General features: G+C 64.3%; 24 protein-coding genes. 13 read left to right on the top strand and 11 right to left on the bottom strand.

Features of this window, described 5'->3' with window-relative positions:
• Positions 1-254 precede the first annotated feature (254 nt).
• The gene (locus O4H62_RS09395) at positions 255-1,610 is read left to right on the top strand and encodes an NAD(P)H-dependent oxidoreductase (protein WP_269387242.1); all 1,356 of its coding nucleotides are present in this window, start codon (positions 255-257) and stop codon (positions 1,608-1,610) included.
• A gap of 31 nt (positions 1,611-1,641) precedes the next feature.
• On the opposite strand, the gene O4H62_RS09390 is transcribed toward O4H62_RS09395, so the two are convergent.
• The 11 genes from O4H62_RS09390 to O4H62_RS09340 all read right to left on the bottom strand — a co-directional run bounded on the left by O4H62_RS09390 (position 1,642) and on the right by O4H62_RS09340 (position 9,218).
• Positions 1,642-2,535, bottom strand: a complete 894-nt coding sequence (locus O4H62_RS09390) for an AEC family transporter (protein WP_269387241.1) — start codon at positions 2,533-2,535, stop codon at positions 1,642-1,644.
• Between the two features lie 145 nt (positions 2,536-2,680).
• A complete protein-coding gene (locus O4H62_RS09385) occupies positions 2,681-3,667 on the bottom strand; it encodes an NUDIX hydrolase (protein WP_269387240.1) in 987 nt (328 codons plus the stop codon).
• Between the two features lie 22 nt (positions 3,668-3,689).
• Complete coding sequence (locus O4H62_RS09380) at positions 3,690-4,265, bottom strand: tyrosine phosphatase family protein (RefSeq protein ID WP_269387239.1); 576 nt, start codon at positions 4,263-4,265, stop codon at positions 3,690-3,692.
• 3 nt (positions 4,266-4,268) lie between these two features.
• Entirely contained in the window at positions 4,269-4,883 is a 615-nt protein-coding gene (locus O4H62_RS09375; RefSeq protein WP_269387238.1) for an HD family hydrolase, read from the bottom strand.
• Between the two features lie 3 nt (positions 4,884-4,886).
• Entirely contained in the window at positions 4,887-5,750 is an 864-nt protein-coding gene (locus O4H62_RS09370) for a YgfZ/GcvT domain-containing protein (protein WP_269387237.1), read from the bottom strand.
• Positions 5,751-5,839: 89 nt separating this feature from the next.
• Positions 5,840-6,601, bottom strand: coding sequence for a hypothetical protein (locus tag O4H62_RS09365; protein WP_269387236.1), 762 nt, complete (start codon positions 6,599-6,601; stop codon positions 5,840-5,842).
• A 20-nt stretch (positions 6,602-6,621) separates the two neighbouring features.
• Complete coding sequence (locus O4H62_RS09360) at positions 6,622-6,891, bottom strand: hypothetical protein (RefSeq protein WP_269387235.1); 270 nt, start codon at positions 6,889-6,891, stop codon at positions 6,622-6,624.
• Positions 6,892-6,982: 91 nt separating this feature from the next.
• The gene (locus O4H62_RS09355; protein WP_269387234.1) at positions 6,983-7,408 is read right to left on the bottom strand and encodes a TIGR02301 family protein; all 426 of its coding nucleotides are present in this window, start codon (positions 7,406-7,408) and stop codon (positions 6,983-6,985) included.
• A 96-nt stretch (positions 7,409-7,504) separates the two neighbouring features.
• Positions 7,505-7,633 carry a hypothetical protein gene (locus tag O4H62_RS09350; RefSeq protein WP_269387233.1) on the bottom strand — a complete coding sequence of 43 codons (129 nt, stop codon included), beginning with the start codon at positions 7,631-7,633 and terminating at the stop codon, positions 7,505-7,507.
• An 84-nt stretch (positions 7,634-7,717) separates the two neighbouring features.
• Complete coding sequence (locus O4H62_RS09345; protein ID WP_269387232.1) at positions 7,718-8,626, bottom strand: homocysteine S-methyltransferase family protein; 909 nt, start codon at positions 8,624-8,626, stop codon at positions 7,718-7,720.
• A 139-nt stretch (positions 8,627-8,765) separates the two neighbouring features.
• On the bottom strand, positions 8,766-9,218 hold the full coding sequence (locus O4H62_RS09340; RefSeq protein WP_269387231.1) for an NUDIX hydrolase: 453 nt from the start codon (positions 9,216-9,218) through the stop codon (positions 8,766-8,768).
• 212 nt (positions 9,219-9,430) lie between these two features.
• Between O4H62_RS09340 and O4H62_RS09335 the strand changes: the two genes are divergently transcribed.
• The 12 genes from O4H62_RS09335 (at position 9,431) to rarD (ending at position 20,874) form a co-directional block, all read left to right on the top strand.
• The gene (locus tag O4H62_RS09335; protein ID WP_269387230.1) at positions 9,431-10,669 is read left to right on the top strand and encodes an HlyD family efflux transporter periplasmic adaptor subunit; all 1,239 of its coding nucleotides are present in this window, start codon (positions 9,431-9,433) and stop codon (positions 10,667-10,669) included.
• A complete protein-coding gene (gene devC / locus O4H62_RS09330; RefSeq protein ID WP_269387229.1) occupies positions 10,666-11,838 on the top strand; it encodes an ABC transporter permease DevC in 1,173 nt (390 codons plus the stop codon). Before O4H62_RS09335 ends, devC begins: the two co-directional genes overlap by 4 nt.
• Before the next feature lie 10 nt (positions 11,839-11,848).
• Positions 11,849-12,550, top strand: coding sequence for an ATP-binding cassette domain-containing protein (locus O4H62_RS09325; protein WP_269387228.1), 702 nt, complete (start codon positions 11,849-11,851; stop codon positions 12,548-12,550).
• A 44-nt stretch (positions 12,551-12,594) separates the two neighbouring features.
• A complete protein-coding gene (locus tag O4H62_RS09320; protein ID WP_269387227.1) occupies positions 12,595-13,389 on the top strand; it encodes an SOS response-associated peptidase in 795 nt (264 codons plus the stop codon).
• 14 nt (positions 13,390-13,403) lie between these two features.
• On the top strand, positions 13,404-14,018 hold the full coding sequence (locus O4H62_RS09315; protein WP_269387571.1) for a LysE/ArgO family amino acid transporter: 615 nt from the start codon (positions 13,404-13,406) through the stop codon (positions 14,016-14,018).
• Positions 14,019-14,213: 195 nt separating this feature from the next.
• The gene (gene cysS, locus O4H62_RS09310; RefSeq protein ID WP_269387226.1) at positions 14,214-15,707 is read left to right on the top strand and encodes a cysteine--tRNA ligase; all 1,494 of its coding nucleotides are present in this window, start codon (positions 14,214-14,216) and stop codon (positions 15,705-15,707) included.
• Positions 15,704-16,195 (top strand): GFA family protein, encoded by a 492-nt coding sequence (locus O4H62_RS09305; protein WP_269387225.1) that lies wholly within the window; start codon positions 15,704-15,706, stop codon positions 16,193-16,195. Before cysS ends, O4H62_RS09305 begins: the two co-directional genes overlap by 4 nt.
• On the top strand, positions 16,192-16,674 hold the full coding sequence (locus O4H62_RS09300) for a GFA family protein (RefSeq protein WP_269387224.1): 483 nt from the start codon (positions 16,192-16,194) through the stop codon (positions 16,672-16,674). The genes O4H62_RS09305 and O4H62_RS09300 overlap by 4 nt, the downstream gene beginning before the upstream one ends.
• A 120-nt stretch (positions 16,675-16,794) precedes the next feature.
• Complete coding sequence (pip, locus tag O4H62_RS09295) at positions 16,795-17,757, top strand: prolyl aminopeptidase (RefSeq protein WP_269387223.1); 963 nt, start codon at positions 16,795-16,797, stop codon at positions 17,755-17,757.
• 49 nt (positions 17,758-17,806) lie between these two features.
• Positions 17,807-18,190 carry a VOC family protein gene (locus O4H62_RS09290; protein WP_269387222.1) on the top strand — a complete coding sequence of 128 codons (384 nt, stop codon included), beginning with the start codon at positions 17,807-17,809 and terminating at the stop codon, positions 18,188-18,190.
• Positions 18,191-18,192: 2 nt separating this feature from the next.
• Complete coding sequence (gene cimA, locus O4H62_RS09285) at positions 18,193-19,809, top strand: citramalate synthase (RefSeq protein ID WP_269387221.1); 1,617 nt, start codon at positions 18,193-18,195, stop codon at positions 19,807-19,809.
• 120 nt (positions 19,810-19,929) lie between these two features.
• Positions 19,930-20,874 carry an EamA family transporter RarD gene (gene rarD / locus O4H62_RS09280; protein WP_430538399.1) on the top strand — a complete coding sequence of 315 codons (945 nt, stop codon included), beginning with the start codon at positions 19,930-19,932 and terminating at the stop codon, positions 20,872-20,874.
• Positions 20,875-21,006: the final 132 nt, after the last annotated feature.

Below are 21,006 nucleotides of genomic sequence, written 5' to 3'. Positions count from 1 at the left end.
CCGATCTTTTCTTGTTTCCTCAGGCTGCCGGGTGTTTCAGGCTCGTGATGCTCCGTCAACGCCCAACTAGGTCTTGATTGCGACCAAAGGCTAACGCGGTGGGCATTGAATTGTAAACCTTGAAGCCTGGTGACTGTGGATAACCAGGGGATCCGGCTTGCTCGCCGCCCATGGAATTTTGCTGTAGAAAGATCGCGCAGCCGCGTCGTGAAGGCCCGACGGATTGCAGGCTGGCAAGGGGAGAGGCAGGCCATATGAATCTGTTTTCGATGATGAACAAGCGCGCCGAGGACGGCAATCCGATCCGCATCGGCATGATCGGCGCGGGCAAGTTCGGGACGATGTTTCTGTCGCAGGTACGCAAGCTTGCAGGCATCCACCTGATCGGTGTGGCCGATCTGTCACCGGCCAATGCGCGCTCGAACATGGAGCTTGTCGGCTGGGCGCCCGAGCAGTTCGGGGCAGCATCGCTCGACGAGGCGGCGCGGGGCAAGACCACCCATGTAGGAGGCAAGACCACCCATGTAGGAGACGACTGGCGGGCGCTGGTCGCCCATCCGGCGATCGACATCGTGATCGAATGCACCGGCGCGCCGGTGGCCGCGATCGATCATATCCTGGGCGCATTCGGCAACGGCAAGCACGTGATCAACGTCACGGTCGAGGCGGATGCCTTCTGTGGCTACGGGCTTGCCCGCAAGGCCGAGGAAGCCGGGGTGATCTACTCGATGGCCTATGGCGACCAGCCGGCGCTGACCTGTGATCTCGTAGATTGGGCGCGCACCTGCGGCTTCAACGTGACGGCGGCGGGACGCGGCCACAAATGGCTGCCCGCCTTCCGCAAGTCGACGCCGGAAACAGTGTGGGACCATTGGGGCGTCAGCCGCGAGGCAGCCGAACGCGGCCGGCTCAATCCGAAGATGTTCAACTCGTTCCTCGACGGCTCGAAGCCGGCGATCGAATCCTCGGCGATCGCCAATGCCACCGGTCTGATGGTGCCCTCCAGGGGTCTCCAATTCCCGGTGGGCGGGGCCGAGGATCTGGCCAACATCATGCGGCCGAAATCCGAGGGCGGCCATCTCGAGCAAAAGGGCATGGTCGAGGTCGCGTCCTCGCTTACCCGCGACGGCACGCCCGTCCCCTATGACATCAGGCAGGGGGTCTGGGTGGTGTTTGAGGGCGAGACCGACTACCTGCGCAACTGTTTCCAGGAATACCAGGTCAGGACCGACGACAGCGGGCGCTACTCGTCGCTCTACAAGCGCTGGCACCTGATCGGGCTCGAACTGCCGGTGTCGGTCGCCTCGGTGGGCCTGCGCGGCGAGCCGACCGGCGTTGCTCGATGCTTCAACGGCGATGTCGCGGCCATTGCCAAGCGCGATCTCGCCGCGGGCGAAATCCTCGACGGGGAGGGCGGCTACACGGTCACCGGCGGTCTGCGCCCGGCGAAAGCCTGTGTCGCCGCGGGCTATCTGCCGCTGGGGCTGGCGCACGACGTCAGGCTCAAGCGCGCCATTGCCGATGGCGAGCCGGTTCGCTTCGAGGATGTCGAGATTGACGAAACCACGACGGCCTACAAGCTGCGCAAATGGATGGAGACGTTACCCTGAAGTTTCCATCCCTTTTGTGCGGGACCGGAATTCAGCTCAGGAAATAGATCCAGAGCGGAAGCGTGACGGCGGAGAGCAATGTCGATTGGGCTATCAGCGTTGCGGGGAGCCGCCTTTCCGCGCCGTAGACCGATGCCAGCACATGCGCGGCGGAGGCCGTTGGCAATGCCGAGAAAATCACGAGGACATGGGCTTGTGCAGGGGGCAGGCCGGCCAATGTGACGCCTAACAGGGTCAAGGCAGGCAGCGCCACCAGCTTGATCGCGGTAATCCCTCCGGTAAAACGGTTGAGGCGGAGCAGGGCACCCCAGTCCATGGTGGCCCCGACGGCCATCAGCGCGATGGGAATAGCAGCGCCGGCCAGGTAGTCGATCCCGCGCTGAACGACGTCAGGCAGGGAGAGGCCTGTCGCGCCAACGCACATGCCTGCCACGGAGGCGATGAAGAAGGGGTTGCGTCCGATCCGGCCAATGATCCCGAGCGGCCCCAGTCCGCTGCCGCGCGACAGCGCCGCGATGGCGAAGACATTGGCCAGGGGCACGGCGAAGCCTACGGCCACCGACATCAGCGTCGCCGCATCGCCAACGGCGCTGGCGGCCACGAAGGCGATCGCGGTGTTGAAGCGCCAGGCGGTCTGCCAAGCACCGGCGAAATCGAGAAACTTCTCGGGGCCGAAGGGCCTGAGCAGCCAGCCGAGAGACAGCCCAAGGGTCAGGATCAACCAGACACCCGCACCGATCACCGCGGCATCATCAAGCGAAATCGGCCGGGAGGCGGCAGCTGCGAAGATCAGGCAGGGAAACAGCAGTTCGAAATTGAGCCGGTCGATGCCACGCCAGGCATCCACGCTCAGGCGGTCGCGGAACAGCCTGCCGACAAGGATGACCCCCATGGTGGGGACGAGAACCGAGAGAATGGGGATCATGATCACAACAGCTTTGGCAGGACCCGGTCCGCACGTGGCGCGATGCCGGTTTTGGCATGGGTCAGGTTGCGAAGCCCTGTTTCGGGCCGGACAATATTAATAATCGCCGCTTTTCGCAGATCCCGGGCATTTGGCAAGAGGCCCGCTATCGCCCGCCCAGCCGCAATCCGGGTGCAGGGCGCTCTTCGAGGATCTTGGCGCGGAAGCGATAGAGGGCGGCGGGGCGTCCGCCGGTGGCGGAGCTTGAGGCGCCCGTCGGTTCAACCAGTTCGGCACCCTCGACCAGCCGGCGGAAATTCTGCTTGTGCAGATGCCGGCCGGAAATCGCTTCCACCGTCGTCTGCAACTCGGTCAGCGTGAACTCGGGCGGCATCAGCTCGAAGATCACCGGACGGTACTTGATCTTGGCGCGGAGCCTTTGCACCGCCGTGGCGGCGATGCGGCGGTGGTCAAAGCGCATGGCGCGGCCCAGCGGCGAAGCCAGCCCGGTCGATGCCACGCGCTGGTCGGCGACGGCCTCGGCGAGCAGTCCGGCTTCGTACAACAGTTCGTAGCGGTCCAGCACTCGTTCCTCGTCCCAGGGGAAATCGCCCAGTCCGAAAGCTAGCCGGATGCGCGCCTTGCGGCTCGGGCTCTGTGGCCGCACCGCCGTTTCTTCGGCCCATGGCAGCAGGCGGGGCAGGATCGCCGAATCCAGCATCGAGGGCCGGCCGTCGCGCCAGTCCTCCCAGGGAAACAGCTCGTACCAGTCGCGCCAGCGGGCGCCGGTGGCGTGCAGCGCTTCGGGATTTTCGGCATCGGCGCGGGTCAGTGCCAGATAGCCGACCGACACCAGGTGCGGGCTCGCGTCCCTGCCGGTTTCATCAAGGGGCATCTGCCGCCCGCGGTCGCCGAAGGTGTAGAGTTGCTCGACATAGCCCAGATGCAGCGCGGTCTGGCTTTCAACGCTTTCCCGCAGGCTGGCTTCGAAGGTCCGATGCCGGACGGGATCGAACGGGCCGAAGGGAAGCCCGTCTGCCGGCCCGTCCCCGGGCGAGGCCGGGACGGTCAGGATGCTCGGCGTGTGGTTGGTGACAGCGACGATTGCCGCGTTCAGGCCAATGCGGAGGGGCGGGATGTCGTCAGCTTCCATGGCATCTGGCTCCGTGGCGTGGTCAGCCCTTGCTCTTGTCCTTGCGGCGTGAAAGGTCGGGCGTGGCGGCGGGTACATCATCGCCCGGTCGCACCGCAAGGCAGATCCGGCCGCCCTCGAACGCATCGGCGCCGCGGCCGATGGCCTTGACGGCGCGGATCAGTCGTCCGCCGCGCCCGAGCATGCCGTCGCCGATTTCGACGAGCCGCGGATTGGGCGTGACGAAGGGCGATGCGGCGCGCAATCGTTCGGCCAGCGCCATCTCGTCCTGATCGGGCTCCAGGGTCAAGGCGGTGATCAGCGCTGCGGCAGGCGAGCGGGAGATCCCCAGCCAGCAATGGATGACCAGTGGCGCGCGCTGGTCCCATCCTTGCGCAAACCGGATCAGCCGGTCGACATGGGCTTCGCCCGGCTCGGTCAGTCCGGGCCGGGCTTCGGCGATGTCATTAACGCCGAGCTTGAGATGACGGTTGTGGTCGATGACGGCAGGGCGATGGAAATCCTGGTTCTCGGCCAGCAGGCTCACCATCTCGCGCGCACCGTGCAGCACGGCGGATTCGGCGATCTGGTTGAGGCGGCAGATGACGATGTAGGACAAAGATCACCCTTTCCCGGGCTGGCGCAGGGCCTCGATCGCCTCGAAGCGCCGAAGGAAGATTTTCTCTACCTCGGCTGCCGGGCGCGGGGATATGTCTATCATGTCCCGGCTGATCCCGCGCGGAGGTCCGAAAAAGGCGCGGGCTTCCTTGTCCTCAAAACCCGCCAGTTCGGTGGCCTCGAAATAGGCCGCGATCCGGTCAGCCCGCTTGATCAACGCCTTGATGTTTTTTGGCAAGACCGGTGGAAGCCCGAAACGGATATGGATGGCGGCCTCCAGCCGCGCTTCCACCGTCTTGTAACCACCGCCGACAACGGATTTGAACGGCGAGATCATGTCGCCGATGACGTATTCGGGCGCATCATGCAGCAGCGCCAGCTGCAGGGTCTCGGGCGAGGCGGCCGAGATTCGGCCGACAATTGCTTCCACCATCAGCGAGTGCTGCGCCACCGAAAATGCATGATCACCACGCGTCTGCCCGTTCCAGCGCGCCACCCGCGCCAGACCCTGGGCGATGTCGGATATCTCGACATCCAGCGGCGAGGGATCGAGCAGATCCAGCCTGCGGCCGGAGAGCATGCGTTGCCAGGCGCGCGGGGCTTTTTCGATTGCGGGCATTGATCAGTGGTCCGAAGCGTTTGCGTCGCCGCTGTTAAAGGACAAACCGGTCCAGCCTGGCAAGGTCAATGTGACCGGGACGCCGTCGAGCGTCAGCTGGAGACCCTGCGACAGCGCATCGGCGACCCGGTCGGTTCGCACGATGGCAAGGCCCGCCTTGCCGGCAACCGAGCCGAGGCTGCCCGCCGGCTTGCCACCTGCCAGGATGCCGATCTCGGCTCCGGTGTCGCTTGCCGCGGGCAGGTCTTTTGCCGCCGTCAGCACCGCCACCCGGCGCCGGGCGGTGCCGCGGTGCTGCATGCGGGAGACGACCTCCTGGCCGACGTAGCAGCCTTTCCTGAAGTCGACACCGCCATTCCTGTCCATCAGGATGTCATGCGGGAACACATCCGACAGGGCGAAATCGGCACCGGATTCAGCCACGCCGAACTTGATGCGGATCGCGTCCCAGGCCGCCCGGTCCGCATCGAGCGCCGGTCCCTCGTCATAGAGCCGCCAGACGTTGGCCTCGCGTGGGAAGCGGAGGTCGCGGAGCGCGCCTGCGGGAGCCTCGCCATCCCAGCCTGCGATGACTGGCTGCCCAAGTGCTTCGAACCTGACTGCGGCGCGCAGCTTGTAAAGCGTCAACCTGCGAATGAAATCATCGGCCAGATCGGACCGGATATCGCAATCATAGGCCGTCTCGCCTGCTTTCGAGACCAGGAAGTCGAACAGGATCTTGCCTTGCGGGGTGAGCAGCGCCGCGGGCTGCGCTTCGCCGGGCTTGATCGCCTCGACATTGGCGGTGACGAGGTTCTGCAGGAAGTGCTGCGCGTCAGCACCGTCCACTCGTATGACGGTCCGGTCGGGAAGGATCAGGGCTGGCACGGTGCGGCACTCCGGATTGTTCGGCAGGACGATCTTCAGGACTGGTGGATAGGTAGGCGGTCGCGTGGCCAGCGGCAAGGGTGAAAGGATCAGTCGCCGGCCATGAAAAAGCGCCACTCGCCATCGGGCGAGATCCCGACCCGGTAGAAATTGTAGGCGCCGTAGGCCTTCATGTCCTCGACGTCGCCGGCTGTCACCAGCCGCAGCAGCTCGACCCTTTGCGGCGCGGTCAGGCCGTCGAGCGGCAAGGCCACGAAATAAGGCCAGACATAGGTCTCGTTCGGTCCGCCGGGCTCGATGCGGACAAAGCCGGTATTGAGCAGGTCAATCAGGATCGCCAGGATCTCCTGGCCTTCACCATCGCCGGAGACCGAGCGCAGGTAGGAGACCGGATCCGTCTCGATTTCACCGAACGCCAATTGCGTGGCGCTGGGACCGCTGCCCAGAAGAGCGCGGAGTTTTTCGGGTTCGCCAGTGGCCGCAGCTTCAAGGATCAGTTCGCGCATGCGTCGCGCCGGTTCGGGCAACAGCGCGAGGTCCGTAATGATATCCACTGCAACCTCGTCCTCGACAACCACCGGCTCGGGACCGGGCTCTTCGGACTGGGATTGGGGCGTTTCGCGGATGATCGGACCCGGCAGAGGCAGTCCGCCATCGGGGCCGATGGTCGGTTCGTCAAGTGGCGGCAGGGAAGGGCCTTGCTGCACGTCCGTAGCGGGCGGCTGGGCCGGTTTGAGTTCGCTCAGAGCCAGTACCGGCGAGGCGAGGGTGATCATCAACAGCGCGGCCATGGCGGCGGGCCCGACACCCGGACCGCCTCTTGCAATTTGGCGCTTGCGCTTGTCGGCCACGTGGTACTCCGAAAGTCAGCCTATTGAAGAATGCGTTCGGGGGAGAATTCGCCCGCCAGAATGCGTCCCCGGAGCGATTCCACCAGAGCTTCCGCCTGATCCTCACCCAGGGCCCGGACGGTTTCCCGAATGGCGGTAATCATCGCCGCATCTGCGATGATCTCAGGCTCGATGCCGTCGGCGGTGCTCTCTGCCCAGGCGGCATGCTGCAACTCGAGGGCAACCTGGAGCTTTTCCTGGATGATCAGATCATCGAGTTCATCAGGCGTGTGCGGTGTGGGATGTGTCATGCGGACCAACTTTACTTACTATCTCGTTAACACCCTAGCACGGCTTGCAGCGTTTCGGCACGGGGCAGAGGTGATATCGGTTAACAAATTGTCAATTTCCGTAACGGGCGACAATTTCTGCTATCAGTGTTGCACCTTCGTGACGGTAACGCTCCTCCGCGACAAGGGCGGAGGCAGTACATGTGGTGTAGACCGAGGCGAAAGCGCGAAACCCCCGGTTGTATCCTGCGGTCAGCTGCTCGCGCCGATCCGGCTCGCCAATGGTCTCGCTGTCGAGCAGTGCCTGCATGCTTTCGCGCCAGCCCGGTTCGCCCGAGGAATTGCACAGATTGCGCAAATACTGGATCGAGCCGAGGATTTCAGCCAGCCGCAGCAATCTTGCCTCATAGGGCGGCGGCGGGAGCTTCGGGGCCGCGGTTTCCGCTTCGTCATTTTCCTGCGCGACAGCGTGCTGCGGACCAAAGGCCGGCGGCAGAGGCATGAGCAGGGCAAGGATCAGGAGCAGGCGGCGCATCATGTTGGCTCCCTTACACCAAGATACGGCCTGATGAAATCCCACCGGTCGTCGCAGACCGATCGAGACAGAGAAGCATCTGCCGGACCAATGGCAAGGTTAGGGCGCGGCTGCGGCGCTCATCGCCGAAACCGCCAGAAACAGGCCGGCGACCAGCACCAGACTGATGAGGCCGGAGAGCCGGGCGTGCCAGCCGCGAATGGATAGGGGAGGACCGAACCTGTTCATGCCCGGATGATCGCGCTTACAAGGCTTTAACGCCAATCAAGCCGACTCACATTCACTTGAGCTTGCTCAGGCGCCCGAGCGGTTTCAGGCCTTGAGGTCGCGGGCAAGCCGGCCGATCTGCTCGACGCCGATCCCGCAACAGCCGCCGACGAGCGAGGCGCCGGCAGCGACCCACGCGCGGGCATAGCCGAGATAGCCATCGCCGTTGAGTTCGGCCCGGATGCCGGAGAGCCCCTCGTTGGCCTTTTCCTCGTCGGTCTGCTGCTCGAACGCATTGGCGTAGACGCCGATCCGGGTGCTGACGCCACGATTGTGGAAAACCGATGCGGCGGTGCGGATCGCCGGCTCCATCATTTCGGGCTTGGAGCAATTGAACAGCAGCGCCTGAATGCCGTTTTCCGCGGCCCAGCCGGCCGCCTCGGCCACCGTTTCACCGGATCGCAATGCCGGTTCGGCCTTCGCCGCTTCCGGCCTGTCGTTCAGCGTGAAGGAGATCCACAGCGGCTTGCCGCTGGCCCGGGTCGCGGAGCGCACCGCCTCGGCTTCGGCAATCAGGCTCAAGGTTTCGCCAAGCCAGACATCGACATGAGGCGCCAGGTTTTCGACCAGAACCTTTAGATAGTCCTGCACCCGTGAAGGATCGTAGTTCTGCGGCTCGTAGGAGCCGAAGATCGGCGGCAGGGAGCCGCAAACCAGTGCCTTGCGATCGTCGCGCGCGTCGGCCGCCTGCCGCGCCAGCTGTCCCGACAGGGCGATCAGCGACGCGCCATCGGAGCGAAACCGGTCCTCGCCGATGTGGAACGGGACCAGCGCATAGCTGTTGGTGGTGATGGCGTCGGCGCCGGCCTCGATGAATTCGGCATGCACCTGGCGCACGATCTGAGGACTTTCCATCAGCGCCAGCGCCGACCATTCCGGCTGCACCAGCCGCGCGCCGAGCCGCATCAGTTCGCGGCTCATGCCGCCATCGAGGATCGTGATTGGTCCGCTCATCTGGCTTCTCCGCCGTTGCCTTGTCGGCCATGGTCTGGCCTGTGACGATATCGGGCTTGCCGTAGTCGGAAATTGCTTCGCAGGCAACATGTCTGCGGCGCCTAGCCGCAAGCGCTTGCGATGGACTGCTTTGACAGCCTTACTCGGTTCTGAGCCGATGCTCGCCCGACGCCAGCATGTCCATGCAGGTCACCATGCTGTCGGGGGCGGGCAGGGAGCGGATCTCGCCGGGCGCATACCAGCCGATGGCCTTGGCGTCATCGAGGGCCTGCGGTTCGCCGCCCGGATCATCGGCCAGAAAGACTGTCAGGAAAAAATGTGAGGAGACGAGCGCATCGGGTTCGTCGGAGCCGAGATCGAAGGTTGCGAATGCGCGTGGATTTGAGGCCCTGAGCCCGGTTTCTTCCTCGAGTTCGCGCAAGGCGGCGGCCTCCAGGCTCTCGCCGGGATCAACACGGCCGCCGGGGAAGGCATACATGTCCTGTGCCGGCGGATTGGCGCGCAGCACCAGCAGGAACTTTCCATCCCGCTCCAGCGCCACGGAAACCGCCAGCGGCGGCCCGTCCCGGGTTGCGTCATTCCGATCGGTCATTGCCGGCCCTTTTTCCTAGCGTCGTCAGCGGTTTGTAATGTGCGGAGTTTTCTACTCGCCGCAACCCCGGAAAGGGTTCATAGCTTGCCGGTGGTGGAATTCGCCAGCGGCGCCCTTGCAAATTCGCGGTCGGGACATGGTTTTATAAAAATATGCATTATATAACATATATTGAATCGACCTCCCGCCGGACATGAGAATCGGACTGACCCATGACCCTTCCCCCCGAAACCGACCTGCCGCTCAACATCGTCCGGCATGAGACCGCCGGCGAACAAGCGCCCCGGCGGAGGTTGCGGTTTCACAAGCGCTATCTGCTGGTGCTGCTGATCCCGGTGTTCATGTTCTCGGGCGGGGTGATCGGCATGTACTACCAGCCCACCGCCCTGCAGAAGTTCTATGCGCTGACCGGGCTGCAACCCGGCGGCGGCTCGGCCACGCCGATTGCGCTTCCGCCCGACATGGAAATGCCCAAGGAGATGGCGGCGACCATGCAGGTTACCGACGTCGTCGGACTGGCGCGGCTGATGCCGCGTGGCGACGTGTCGATCGTGGCGCCGCCCTATGGCGCGGGTGATGCACGCATTGCCGAAGTGCTGGTGGAGATCGGGAACCGGGTCGAGAAGGGCGCCGTGGTGGCGCGGCTCGACAATCAGGGACAGCTCGAAAGCGCGGTGCTCCTGGCTAAGGCCAATGTCGCCGTCCGCGAGGCCGCGCTGGTGCAGACAAGGACCTCGGTGCAGAATTCAAGGGACGAAGCCCGTGCCGCACTTGAGCAGGCGCGGAGTTCGCGGACCGAGGCCGCCGCCGAGCGCGAGCGTGGCAAGGCGCTGTTCGAACGCGGGGTGATCACCCAGGCGTCGCTCGATTCGCTTGCCGCGGCCGAACGCCAGGCGGATCTGGCGGTTGAGAAGGCCGAGGCGACATTGTCGCGGTTTACCGGTCAGGACACCGACATGCAGTCCGATGTCATTGTCGCGGCGCGCAATCTCGACGCCGCCAGGGCGGATCTGGCGCGCGCGGAGCAGGACCTGATCCGGTCGGCGGTTCTCGCGCCCATCAGCGGCGTGGTGCTCGATTCGATGGCCAATGCAGGCGAGCGTCCGCCCAATGACGGCATCATGCAGATCGGCGACATCGATCACATGATGGCCGAGGTCGAGGTCTACCAGGACCGGATCGCCAATGTCGCGATCGGCCAGCCGGTGGAACTGGCGGCGGTCGCCATCGGCCAGACCCTGCAGGGAAGGGTCAAGTCGATCGGGCTGACCGTCGGACGCCAGGGACTGCTGTCGGATGACACCGCGGCCAATACCGATGCGCGGGTGATCAAGGTGATGGTCGAGCTCGACGAGGCGTCCTCGAAGGTGGCGGCGCGCTACACCAATCTCGAGGTGATCGCCCGCATCGACACCCGCACCGCAGCTTCTGCCGCCAAGAGCAATCCATGAGCCGGCTGCTGCAATGGCTGTTCGGGCGGCTGCCGATCGGCTGGCTGCAGCTGACGCACAGCCGCACGCGGTTCGCGGCGGCCATTGCCGGCGTCGCCTTTGCCAACGTGCTGGTCTTTGTGCAGCTCGGGATCATGAACTCGATGGCAACGGCGACGCTCAAACCCTACGAGTTCTTCACCGCCGACATCATGATTTCGGCCTCGGACGCCAATTCGATGACCGAGGGCGGCAATGTCGCGCGGCAATGGCTGTTCCAGGCGCAGGCCGATCCGGAAGTGACGCTCGGTACCGGCATCTTCGTCGGCAACACCAGCTGGCCGCGCCCGACCAAAACGCTGGGGCTGACCAGCTTCGGCATCGATCCGACGCTGCCGGATTTCCTGAGCCCGGTGCTCAAGCCCAAGCTCGCGACGCTGCAGCTCAAGGATTCCGCCATTCTCGACATGGCCACCCGCGGCCTGCCGCGCGACGAGGCCGCGGCGATCCGGCCGCAGACGCCGGCGTCTTTCGAGGTGACCGGCAAGACGGTGACGCTCTACGACACGTTCCAGGGCGGCGGCGGCTTTGGCGGCGATGGCTACATGATCATGTCGGACCAGACCTTCCTGTCGCTGTTTCCAGCGCGCCGGTCGGCGGCGCCCGATCATATCCTGCTCAAGGTGACGCCGGGAGCCGATCCGGACGAGGTGGCGGGCCGGCTGCGCGAGCTGATCTCCGACAAGTCGCTGCGCATCCGCTCCTACGCCCAGGCCAAGGCCGAGGATCTGAGCTACCAGCAAACCAAGCGGCCGACCGGTATCATCTTCGGTTTTGGCGTGATCATCGGCGTGCTGGTCGGCATCGTCATCGTCTACCAGGTGCTGTCGACCGACGTGGCCGATCATCTGTCCGAATACGCGACGTTCAAGGCGATGGGCTATCCGCAAAAATTCTTCCTCGGCATCGTCTTCGAGGAGGCGCTGATCCTGGCGGTCTTTGGCTTCGTTCCTGGGGTGCTGGTGGGCACCGGATTGCTCGCCGGCATGAAGAAGGCCACCAACCTACCGCTGGCGATGACCTGGGAGATGGCCGTCATCGTGCTGATCGGAACGCTGGTTGCGTGCTCGCTTTCAGGCGCCATCGCCACCCGCCGGCTGGCGGCTGCCGATCCGGCCGATCTGTTCTGAGGGGGCGGCGGTGAGCGACAATCATCCGATCAACGTGCGCGGCCTGAACCACTGGTTCGGCACTGGCGAAGCCCGCAAGCAGGCAATCTTCGACGTCGATCTCACGGTGGCGCGCGGTAGCCTGACCGTGCTGATGGGGCCGTCGGGATCGGGCAAGACCACGGTGCTGACGCTGATGGGCTGCCTGCGCGATGTGCAGGACGGATCGATCTGCCTGCTCGGGCACGAGCTGATGGGGGCGGGCAACACGCTCAACGAGGCGCTCCGGCGCCGGCTCGGCTTCATCTTCCAGGCGCACAACCTGCATGGCAGCCTGACGGCGATGCAGAACGTGCAGATGGGGTTGCAGGTGCACCGCCTCAACGACCCGGAGGCCGAGCGGCAAGCCGCCCGCCATGCGCTGTCGCTGGTGGGTCTCGCCGACCGCATGGACTACCTGCCGGGCAACCTGTCGGGCGGGCAGAAGCAGCGAGTCGCCGTCGCCCGGGCGCTGGTCGGCAATCCCGATATCGTCTTTGCCGACGAGCCGACTGCAGCGCTCGACAAGGAAAGCGGCCTCAACGTGGTGGCGATGCTGAAGAAGCTGGGCGAGCAGCGCGGCACGACGACGGTGATGGTGACCCACGACAACCGCATTCTCGAGCTCGCCGACCGCATCGTCACGCTGGAAGACGGGCGGATCGTGTCCGACACCAGTCCTGTTCGAGATTAGGCTCACGCCTTGACCCTCCCGGTTTCCTCGGCCATGGATTGGCGATGTGTGGACGCTTTTCACTGACGGCAACGCCTGAAGAGGTGCAGGAACTGTTCGGGCTCGAGGAAATCGAGGATTTCCCGCCGCGCTACAACATTGCGCCGACGCAGCCGATCCTGATCATTGCCGGCGACCGCCGCCGGCAAGAGGGCGACAACCGCACCGACCGCCGGGCGCTCTTGGCGCGCTGGGGCTTCATTCCGGGCTGGGTCAAGGACCCCGCCGAGTTTCCGCTGCTGATCAATGCGCGATCCGAGACGGCGGCCGAGAAAGCCTCGTTCCGCGCCGCCATGCGGCACCGGCGGGTGCTGATTGCGGCCTCGGGGTTTTACGAGTGGCACCGGCCGCCGAAGGGCTCGAAGGAGAAATCGGTTCCCTATTGGATCAGGCCCAGCGCGGGCGGCATCGTCGCCTTTGGCGGGCTGATGGAAACCTACATGAGCGCCGATGGCGCGGAGATGGACACCGCCGCCATCCTGACGGTGGGGCCGAACCGGGAGATGGCGCCGATCCATGACCGCATGCCGGTTGTGATACGGCCCGAGGACTTTTCCCGCTGGCTCGACTGCCTCAATCAGGAGCCCCGGCACGTGGCCGACCTGATGGCACCTGCGCCGGACGGCTGTTTCGAGGCGATCCGTGTCTCGGATCTGGTCAACAAGGTTGCCAATACCGGGCCGGAGGTGCAGAAGCCTGCCACCGACGCCGAACCGGTCGTAAGCAAGCCCACGCCCGCCAGGCGGGCGGCGAAATCCAAGTCCGACGATCCCGCTTCCGACCAGATGAAACTCTTCTAGCACCCATGACACAATTGTTTGCTCCCGCCATCTCCGGGCTTCTGCTCGGCGGCTCGCTGATCATCGCCATCGGCGCGCAGAACGCCTTCATCCTCCGCCAAGGGCTGCTTCGCCAGCACGTCTTCATCCTGTGCCTGATCTGCGCGCTGTCGGACGCGGTGCTGATCGGTCTCGGCGTTGCGGGGCTGGGCGCGATCATCTCCGGCTCGACGATCCTGATTGGCGTGGTGACGCTCGGTGGCGCGGCATTCCTGGCGGTCTATGCATTCATGGCGCTCAGGCGGGCGATCTCGCCCTCGGGGCTCCATGCGGCCAGAACCGCTCCGGGCTCGCTGAAAGCCGCGGTGCTGATGTGTCTCGCTTTCACCTTCCTCAATCCGCATGTCTATCTCGACACGGTGCTGCTGGTGGGCGGGCTGAGCGGCCGTTACGAAGGAACCGCGCGGCTCGCCTTCGCGCTCGGGGCGATGTCGGCGTCGCTTCTCTGGTTCTTCGGGCTCGGCTACGGCGCGCGGGTGCTTGAGCCGCTGTTTGCGAGGCCGTCCGCCTGGCGGGTGCTCGACGGGCTGATCGCGCTTGTCATGGCGGCGCTGTCAGTGTCGCTGCTCACCCGGTTTTTCGCGGGCTGAAAGCCGCTCACCCGGATCTTGACCGGGCCCGCGCAATCGGAGATAAGACCCAAATGAAAACGGCACACGGCGCACGCGCCACCTGCATCTGCGGCATCATTATTCGCTAGCTCACCGCTGGCTCGGCCGTTTTCGTCTTCTTTCACAAACAGGACAAACGACCCGGGCCAGGGCGGCCGGCATCGGGGAGTTGACATGACCGAGCTCAAGTTCTGGAACACGCTGACGCGGGTCAAGGAAGAGTTCCAGCCGATCGATAAGGACAATGTCCGCATGTATGTCTGCGGACCGACGGTCTATGATTTCGCCCATATCGGCAATGCGCGGCCGGTGATTGTGTTCGACGTGCTGTTCCGGCTGCTCAGGCATGTTTATGGCGAGAACCATGTCACCTATGTACGCAACATCACCGACGTCGACGACAAGATCAACGCGCGGGCGCTGAGGGATTATCCGGATCTGCCGCTGAACGAGGCGATCGCCAAAGTCACAGAGAAGACCGCAGAGCGGTTCCACAAGGACGCGGCGGCACTGGGCTGCCTTCAGCCGACATTCGAGCCGCGCGCCACCGCCCATATCGACGGCATGGTCAGGATGATCCAGACGCTGATCGACAAGGGCAACGCCTATGTGACCGAGGGCCGGGAAGGTCGCGAGGTGCTGTTTGCGGTCAGCTCGATGCCCGATTACGGCAAGCTGTCGAACCGCAAGCTCGACGAGCAGCAGGCCGGCGCCCGCATCGCGGTGGAGGATCACAAGCGCAACCCGGCGGATTTCGTGCTGTGGAAGGAATCGGCCGCCGACGAGCCGGGCTGGGACGGAAGCTTCAGCGAGGGCGGCGAGACCGTGACCATCCATGGCCGCCCCGGCTGGCACATCGAGTGCTCGGTGATGAGCGAGCATCACCTGGGAGAGACCTTCGATATCCACGGCGGCGGCTTGGACCTGATCTTCCCGCACCACGAAAACGAGATCGCCCAGTCCTGCTGCGCCCACGGCAACGACCGGATGGCCAACCTGTGGATGCACAACGGCTTCCTGCAGGTCGAGGGCAAGAAGATGTCCAAATCCGAGGGCAATTTCGTCACCATCGCCGAACTTTTGGAGACCGAAAAATTCGGCGGCCGCAAATGGCCGGGCGAGGTGCTGCGGCTGGCGATGCTGATGACGCATTACCGCGAGCCGATCGATTTTTCCGTGAAGCGGCTGGAGGAGGCCAAGTCAATCAGCCTTGGTTTTGCAAATCTCATACGTCAATACACAATAGGCGATGGGACGGTCTTGCCTGAAGTGATTGACGCACTCTCAGATGATCTCAATACGCCTGCGGCTATCCACTCCATCCAGAGATCCAAGGCAGACCCAAAGGACATCGCGGAGTCGGTATACTTCCTAGGCTTGGATAATTCTGAAATAGCCAGGATATCGGCAGAGTTGCGAGCTCAGCAAAAAGCAGGCGTTCGGGTGTCGGTTGAAAACGCTTTTGATCTTGTTCAACTCTCTGAAATGGGGGTCTCGAAAGAGACACTAGAAGAAAGTATCCAGAAGCGGCTCGAATATCTCAAGGCCAAGAATTGGCCCGAAGCCGACAGGATCCGCGACGAGCTGCTCGAACAGGGCATCCAGCTCAAGGACGGCAAGGATCCTCAGACCGGTGAGCGGGTGACGACGTGGGAGGTCAAGCGGTGAGCAACAACATCCACACCGGTGGCTGCCAGTGCGGCGCCATTCGCTACCGCATCGAGGGCGAGCTCGAGTATCCGCATCTGTGCCATTGCCGCATGTGCCAGAAGGCGGCGGGGAACTATTTCATGCCGCTCGGCTTCGCGCCGGGCAGGATGCTCACCATCACCCGCGGCGAGCCGGGCTGGTTCCACTCCTCAGATCCCGTGAGGCGCGGGTTCTGCCGGGACTGCGGCACGCCGCTGTTCTTCGACACGCTGCAATCGGACGGCATCGCGGTGACGCTCGGCAGCCTCGACGATCCTGCCGCATTTCCGCCGGTCGCCAATGACGGCATGGAAACGCGGGTGCCGTTTCATGCCGTGCTCGACGGCCTGCCGGCCAAGAGTGTCGACCGCAATGACCTGCCGGGCGGGCTCGACAGCATCGCATCGACCAATCACCAGCATCCCGATCACGACACCGGCGTCTGGCCGGCGGAGGGCAAGCCATGAGCGATGAGATCCATTCCGGCGGCTGCCAGTGCGGCGCAGTGCGGTTCCGGTTGACGGGCGCGCCCGGCACCTCGTCGGTGTGTTATTGCCGGATGTGCCAGAAGGCCTCGGCCAGCCACGCGCTGGCGCTGGTCTCGGTCGGCGACGCGGGCTTCGAATGGACGCGCGGACAGCCGTCCTGGTTCCAGAGCTCGAATGCGGCGCGGCGAGGCTTCTGTGAAAAATGCGGCACGCCGCTCGCCTATGACGCGCCCGACGGGCTGGCGCTGTCGGTGCTGGCATTCGACGATCCGGATTCTGTGGCGCCGACGATCGCCTACGGCACCGAGGCCAAGCGGATCTGGTGCGACGGCATCCCGGCGCTGCCCGAGCGCCACACGCTGGACGATGCCGAGGCGGTGGCCTTTCTGAAGACGCTCGTCAGTTACCAGCACCCGGATCACGATACCGAGGCCTGGCCGCCGGAGGACCGCGCATGAGCGAGCGCAAGCCGGGAACGGAGATGCCGAAATGGCTGCTCTACGGGCTGATCGGCAAGGGCGTGCTGGTTGTCGCGGTGACAGTCGGCGTCGTCGTCTGGGTCAATTGGGGGTGAGGTGATGATTGTATTGCGTGGGTTGTACCCCGAGATCGAACCGTTCGAGAGCGGATTTCTCGACACCGGCGACGGGCACCGGATCTATTGGGAGCGGGTCGGCACGCGCGGCGGCAAGCCGGCGGTGTTCCTGCATGGCGGCCCGGGCGGCGGCTCAGGCCCCGTTCACCGGCGGCTGTTCGATCCGGCGCTTTATGACGTGATCCTGTTCGACCAGCGCGGCTGCGGCCGCTCGACGCCGTTCGCCTCGCTCGACAACAACACCACCTGGCACTTGGTGGCCGACATCGAGCGGCTTCGCGAGATGGCAGGCTTTGACAAATGGCTGGTGTTCGGCGGCTCGTGGGGATCGACGCTGGCGCTGGCTTATGCGGAGACCCATCCGGACCGGGTGAGCGAACTGGTGCTGCGCGGCATCTACACGCTGACAAAGGCCGAGCTCGACTGGTACTACCAGTTCGGTGTCTCGGAAATGTTTCCCGACAAGTGGGAGCGGTTCCTCAAGCCGATCCCCGAGGCTGAGCGCGGCGACCTGATGGCGGCCTACCGCAAGCGGCTGGTGGGCGAGGACAAGGTCGCGCAGATCGAGGCGGCCAAGGCCTGGAGCGGCTGGGAGGGCGAGACCATCACGCTGTTGCCCGAGCCATCGACCAGCGACAAGTTCCATGAGGACCAGTTTGCCCTGGCCTTTGCCCGGATCGAGAACCATTTCTTCGTCCATGCCGGCTGGCTCGAGGAAGGGCAATTGCTGCGCGAAGCGGGACGGCTTTCGGGTATAGACGGCGTCATCGTGCACGGCCGCTACGACATGCCGTGCCCGGCGCGCATTGCCTGGCAATTGCACAAGGCCTGGCCGCGGGCCGATTTCCACCTGATCGAAGGCGCGGGCCACGCCTTTTCCGAACCGGGCATTCTCGACCAACTGATCCGCGCCACTGACAGGTTTGCGGGCAAGGCGCTTGTATGACGGCTGTGTTGTTCAACTCTGACAACGCCATCTGGCAAGGAGAAAGACCATGATTGATCATACAGGCGTATCCGCATCTGATTTTGCGGCTTCGAGCAGGTTCTACGATGCAGCCTTTGCGGCGCTGGGCGGCGCGATGATGATGAAGGTGCCGTTGGAACACACGGGCGGCATCCAGGTCGCTGGCTATGGCCGCGACCGGCCGGTGTTCTGGATTGCCGAGGCTCCGGCCCAGACGCCGCCGGTGCATGTGGCTTTCAGCGCCCGATCCCGCGCCGAAGTCGATGCGTTCTACACGGCGGCGATTGAAGCCGGCGGCAGCGACAATGGCGCGCCGGGGCTCCGTCCGCACTATCACCCCGATTATTACGGCGCCTTCGTGCGCGATCCCGACGGCAACAATATCGAAGCCGTCTGTCACCGACCGGAATAACCATGACCCGAGACCGCCTCTACCTCTTCGACACCACTTTACGCGACGGCCAGCAGACGCCCGGCATCGATTTTTCCGTCGAGGACAAGATCGCCATCGCGAAGATGCTCGACGAATTCGGCATCGACTATGTGGAAGGCGGCTATCCCGGCGCCAATCCGACCGATACCGCGTTCTTCGCTGAAAAGCGTACCGAGAAGGCGTCGTTCGTGGCGTTCGGCATGACCAAGCGCGCCGGCGTTTCGGCTTCCAACGATCCCGGCCTGGCCGGGCTCGTTCAGGCCGCCGGCGACGCGGTCTGCCTGGTGGCCAAGAGCTGGGACTACCACGTGAAGGTGGCGCTCGGCTGCACCAACGAGGAGAATCTCGAGTCGATCGCCGACTCGGTGAAAGCGGTGGCGGCGGCCGGCAAGGAGGCGATGGTCGACTGCGAGCATTTCTTCGACGGCTACAAGGCCAATCCCGCCTACGCGATCGCCTGCGCCAAGGCTGCTTATGACGCGGGCGCGCGCTGGATCGTGCTGTGCGACACCAATGGCGGCACGCAGCCTTCGGAGATCCGCGAGATCATCGCCTCCGTCATCGCCGCCGGCGTTCCCGGCGACCGGCTCGGCATCCACGCGCACAACGACACCGGCCAGGCCGTGGCCAATTCGCTTGCCGCGCTGGAGGCCGGCGTACGGCAAATCCAGGGCACGCTCAACGGTATCGGCGAGCGCTGCGGCAATGCCAACCTGGTGACGCTGATCCCGACACTGATGCTCAAGCCGGCGTTTTCCGACCGGTTCGAGACCGGCGTCGCACCCGAGAAACTGACGGAACTGACCGCACTCAGTCACGGCTTCGACGAGTTGCTCAACCGCTCGCCCTCGACGCAGTCGCCCTATGTCGGCGCTTCGGCATTCGCCACCAAGGCCGGCATCCACGCTTCGGCGCTGCTCAAGGACCCGCGCACTTACGAACATGTCACGCCCGAAAGCGTCGGCAATTTCCGCAAGGTGATGGTCTCCGACCAGGGCGGAAAATCGAACTTCATCAACGCGCTCAAGCGGCGCGGCATCGAGGTTGGCAAGGACGATCCGAAGCTCGACAAGCTGATTGCCATCGTCAAGGAGCACGAGGCCAGCGGCTACGCCTACGAGGGGGCGGACGCGAGCTTCGAGCTGCTGGCGCACCGCACGCTCGGCCGGGTGCCGGAGTTCTTCTCGGTGACCAGTTTTCGGGTGATGGTCGAGCGCCGCTTCGATGCGATGGGCCGGATCCGGACGGTGTCGGAAGCCGTGGTCAAGCTGGTGGTCGACGGGGCCGAGATGATGTCGGTGGCCGAGGGCCATGGTCCGGTCAACGCGCTCGACATCGCGCTCAGAAAGGATCTCGGCGTCTACCAGTCGGAGATCGCCGATCTCGAACTGGTCGACTACAAGGTGCGTATCCTCAATGGCGGCACCGAGGCGATCACCCGGGTGCTGATCGAATCCGCCGATGGCGACGGCGCGCGCTGGTGGACGGTGGGCGTGTCCGACAACATCATAGATGCATCGTTCCAGGCGCTGATGGACTCGATCATCTTCAAGCTGATGAAGAACCGCGACATGGCCGGCCGAGTTGCGGCGGAGTAGGCAGCCGGGCAGCTCTCATGCTTCACCAGCGGACCAGGCATTGTTCAGCGGAATGAATTTGCTCATTCACGCGGCTTGGCATAAGCGTCGAGCCTCGCAACCTGCAAGAGAATGGGACAGATGATGGCGACAAAACCGGCTCCGGCGGCCTATGACGAAGACACGCCGCGCGGCTTCGCCTTTGCGTTGGTCGCCTACCTTCTGTGGGGGTTCTTGCCGATCTACATGAAGGCCGTGGGTCATATCCCGGCGCTTGAGGTGGTTGCTCACCGGGTGATCTGGTCGGTGCCGATCGCCGCGGTGGTGCTGATCTGGCTCGGCCGGACGCAGGACATCCGCGCCGCCTTCAGATCTCCGCGGACCATGGGCATGGCGCTGATCACGGCGGCCCTGATCACGGTCAACTGGCTGATCTATGTCTGGTCGGTCGGCGCGGGCCGGGCGGTCGAAACGGCGCTCGGCTATTACATCAACCCGTTGTTTTCGGTGTTTCTCGGTGCCGTGCTTCTACGGGAAAGGCTTGACGGGCGACAGAAGGCCGCGATCCTGCTGGCGGTGGTGGCGGTCGGGCTGCTGGCGCTGGAGACCGGCGGCCTGCCGTGGGTGTCGGTCGGGCTGGCGTTGACCTGGGGCCTGTACGCGTTCTTCAAAAAGTCGCTTCCCGTCGGCCCCAATCAGGGCTTCTTTCTGGAAGTGCTGATCCTGACCATTCCGGCGGTCGGTTTTGTCGCCTATACAGAGTTCAACGGCACGGGCCATTTCGGCCGCACCGGAATGACGGATATCTGGCTGCTGCTCGGCTGCGGCCTCGTGACCGCTGTGCCGCTGATGATCTACGCCAACGGCGCCAAGCTGCTCAGGCTGTCGACCATCGGGATCATGCAGTACATCGCGCCGACAATGATCTTCTTCATCGCGGTGTTCATCTTCAAGGAACCCTTCGGGCCCTACAAGCTGGCGGCCTTCGTGCTGATCTGGATCGCGCTGGCGATCTATACGTCTTCGCTGCTGCGCAGCCGCAAGGCGCGGCAGGCCATCGCCGCGGCGGCGCTCAAGTCGGGTTGATCCGGATCAATGGCAAGCCGGACCCTGTCCTGCTTGTCGTGATGAGTGCTGTTTCGAAAGGTAATTGGCTGAAAGTGCTCGGTGATCGACCCGGGCGTTCTGCCCGAAACCGGGAAAATGCGTGTTGCCGGG

The sequence above is a fragment of the Parahoeflea alexandrii genome, from assembly GCF_027214025.1.
In the GTDB taxonomy this organism is placed as follows: Bacteria; Pseudomonadota; Alphaproteobacteria; order Rhizobiales; family Rhizobiaceae; genus Hoeflea; species Hoeflea alexandrii_A.
The sequence above is the reverse complement of the archived record's forward strand: the minus strand, read 5'-3'. Positions and strand labels throughout refer to the sequence as shown.

What these genes read in the sequence shown, in the direction of transcription:
- O4H62_RS09395 (WP_269387242.1), top strand. Translation starts at nt 255, where the DNA reads ATGAATCTGTTTTCGATGATGAACAAGCGCGCCGAGGACGGCAATCCG.
- O4H62_RS09390 (WP_269387241.1), bottom strand. Translation starts at nt 2,535, where the DNA reads ATGATCCCCATTCTCTCGGTTCTCGTCCCCACCATGGGGGTCATCCTT.
- O4H62_RS09385 (WP_269387240.1), bottom strand. Translation starts at nt 3,667, where the DNA reads ATGGAAGCTGACGACATCCCGCCCCTCCGCATTGGCCTGAACGCGGCA.
- O4H62_RS09375 (WP_269387238.1), bottom strand. Translation starts at nt 4,883, where the DNA reads ATGCCCGCAATCGAAAAAGCCCCGCGCGCCTGGCAACGCATGCTCTCC.
- O4H62_RS09360 (WP_269387235.1), bottom strand. Translation starts at nt 6,891, where the DNA reads ATGACACATCCCACACCGCACACGCCTGATGAACTCGATGATCTGATC.
- O4H62_RS09355 (WP_269387234.1), bottom strand. Translation starts at nt 7,408, where the DNA reads ATGATGCGCCGCCTGCTCCTGATCCTTGCCCTGCTCATGCCTCTGCCG.
- O4H62_RS09350 (WP_269387233.1), bottom strand. Translation starts at nt 7,633, where the DNA reads ATGAACAGGTTCGGTCCTCCCCTATCCATTCGCGGCTGGCACGCCCGG.
- O4H62_RS09345 (WP_269387232.1), bottom strand. Translation starts at nt 8,626, where the DNA reads ATGAGCGGACCAATCACGATCCTCGATGGCGGCATGAGCCGCGAACTG.
- O4H62_RS09340 (WP_269387231.1), bottom strand. Translation starts at nt 9,218, where the DNA reads ATGACCGATCGGAATGACGCAACCCGGGACGGGCCGCCGCTGGCGGTT.
- O4H62_RS09335 (WP_269387230.1), top strand. Translation starts at nt 9,431, where the DNA reads ATGACCCTTCCCCCCGAAACCGACCTGCCGCTCAACATCGTCCGGCAT.
- devC (WP_269387229.1), top strand. Translation starts at nt 10,666, where the DNA reads ATGAGCCGGCTGCTGCAATGGCTGTTCGGGCGGCTGCCGATCGGCTGG.
- O4H62_RS09320 (WP_269387227.1), top strand. Translation starts at nt 12,595, where the DNA reads ATGTGTGGACGCTTTTCACTGACGGCAACGCCTGAAGAGGTGCAGGAA.
- cysS (WP_269387226.1), top strand. Translation starts at nt 14,214, where the DNA reads ATGACCGAGCTCAAGTTCTGGAACACGCTGACGCGGGTCAAGGAAGAG.
- O4H62_RS09300 (WP_269387224.1), top strand. Translation starts at nt 16,192, where the DNA reads ATGAGCGATGAGATCCATTCCGGCGGCTGCCAGTGCGGCGCAGTGCGG.
- pip (WP_269387223.1), top strand. Translation starts at nt 16,795, where the DNA reads ATGATTGTATTGCGTGGGTTGTACCCCGAGATCGAACCGTTCGAGAGC.
- O4H62_RS09290 (WP_269387222.1), top strand. Translation starts at nt 17,807, where the DNA reads ATGATTGATCATACAGGCGTATCCGCATCTGATTTTGCGGCTTCGAGC.
- cimA (WP_269387221.1), top strand. Translation starts at nt 18,193, where the DNA reads ATGACCCGAGACCGCCTCTACCTCTTCGACACCACTTTACGCGACGGC.
- rarD (WP_430538399.1), top strand. Translation starts at nt 19,930, where the DNA reads ATGATGGCGACAAAACCGGCTCCGGCGGCCTATGACGAAGACACGCCG.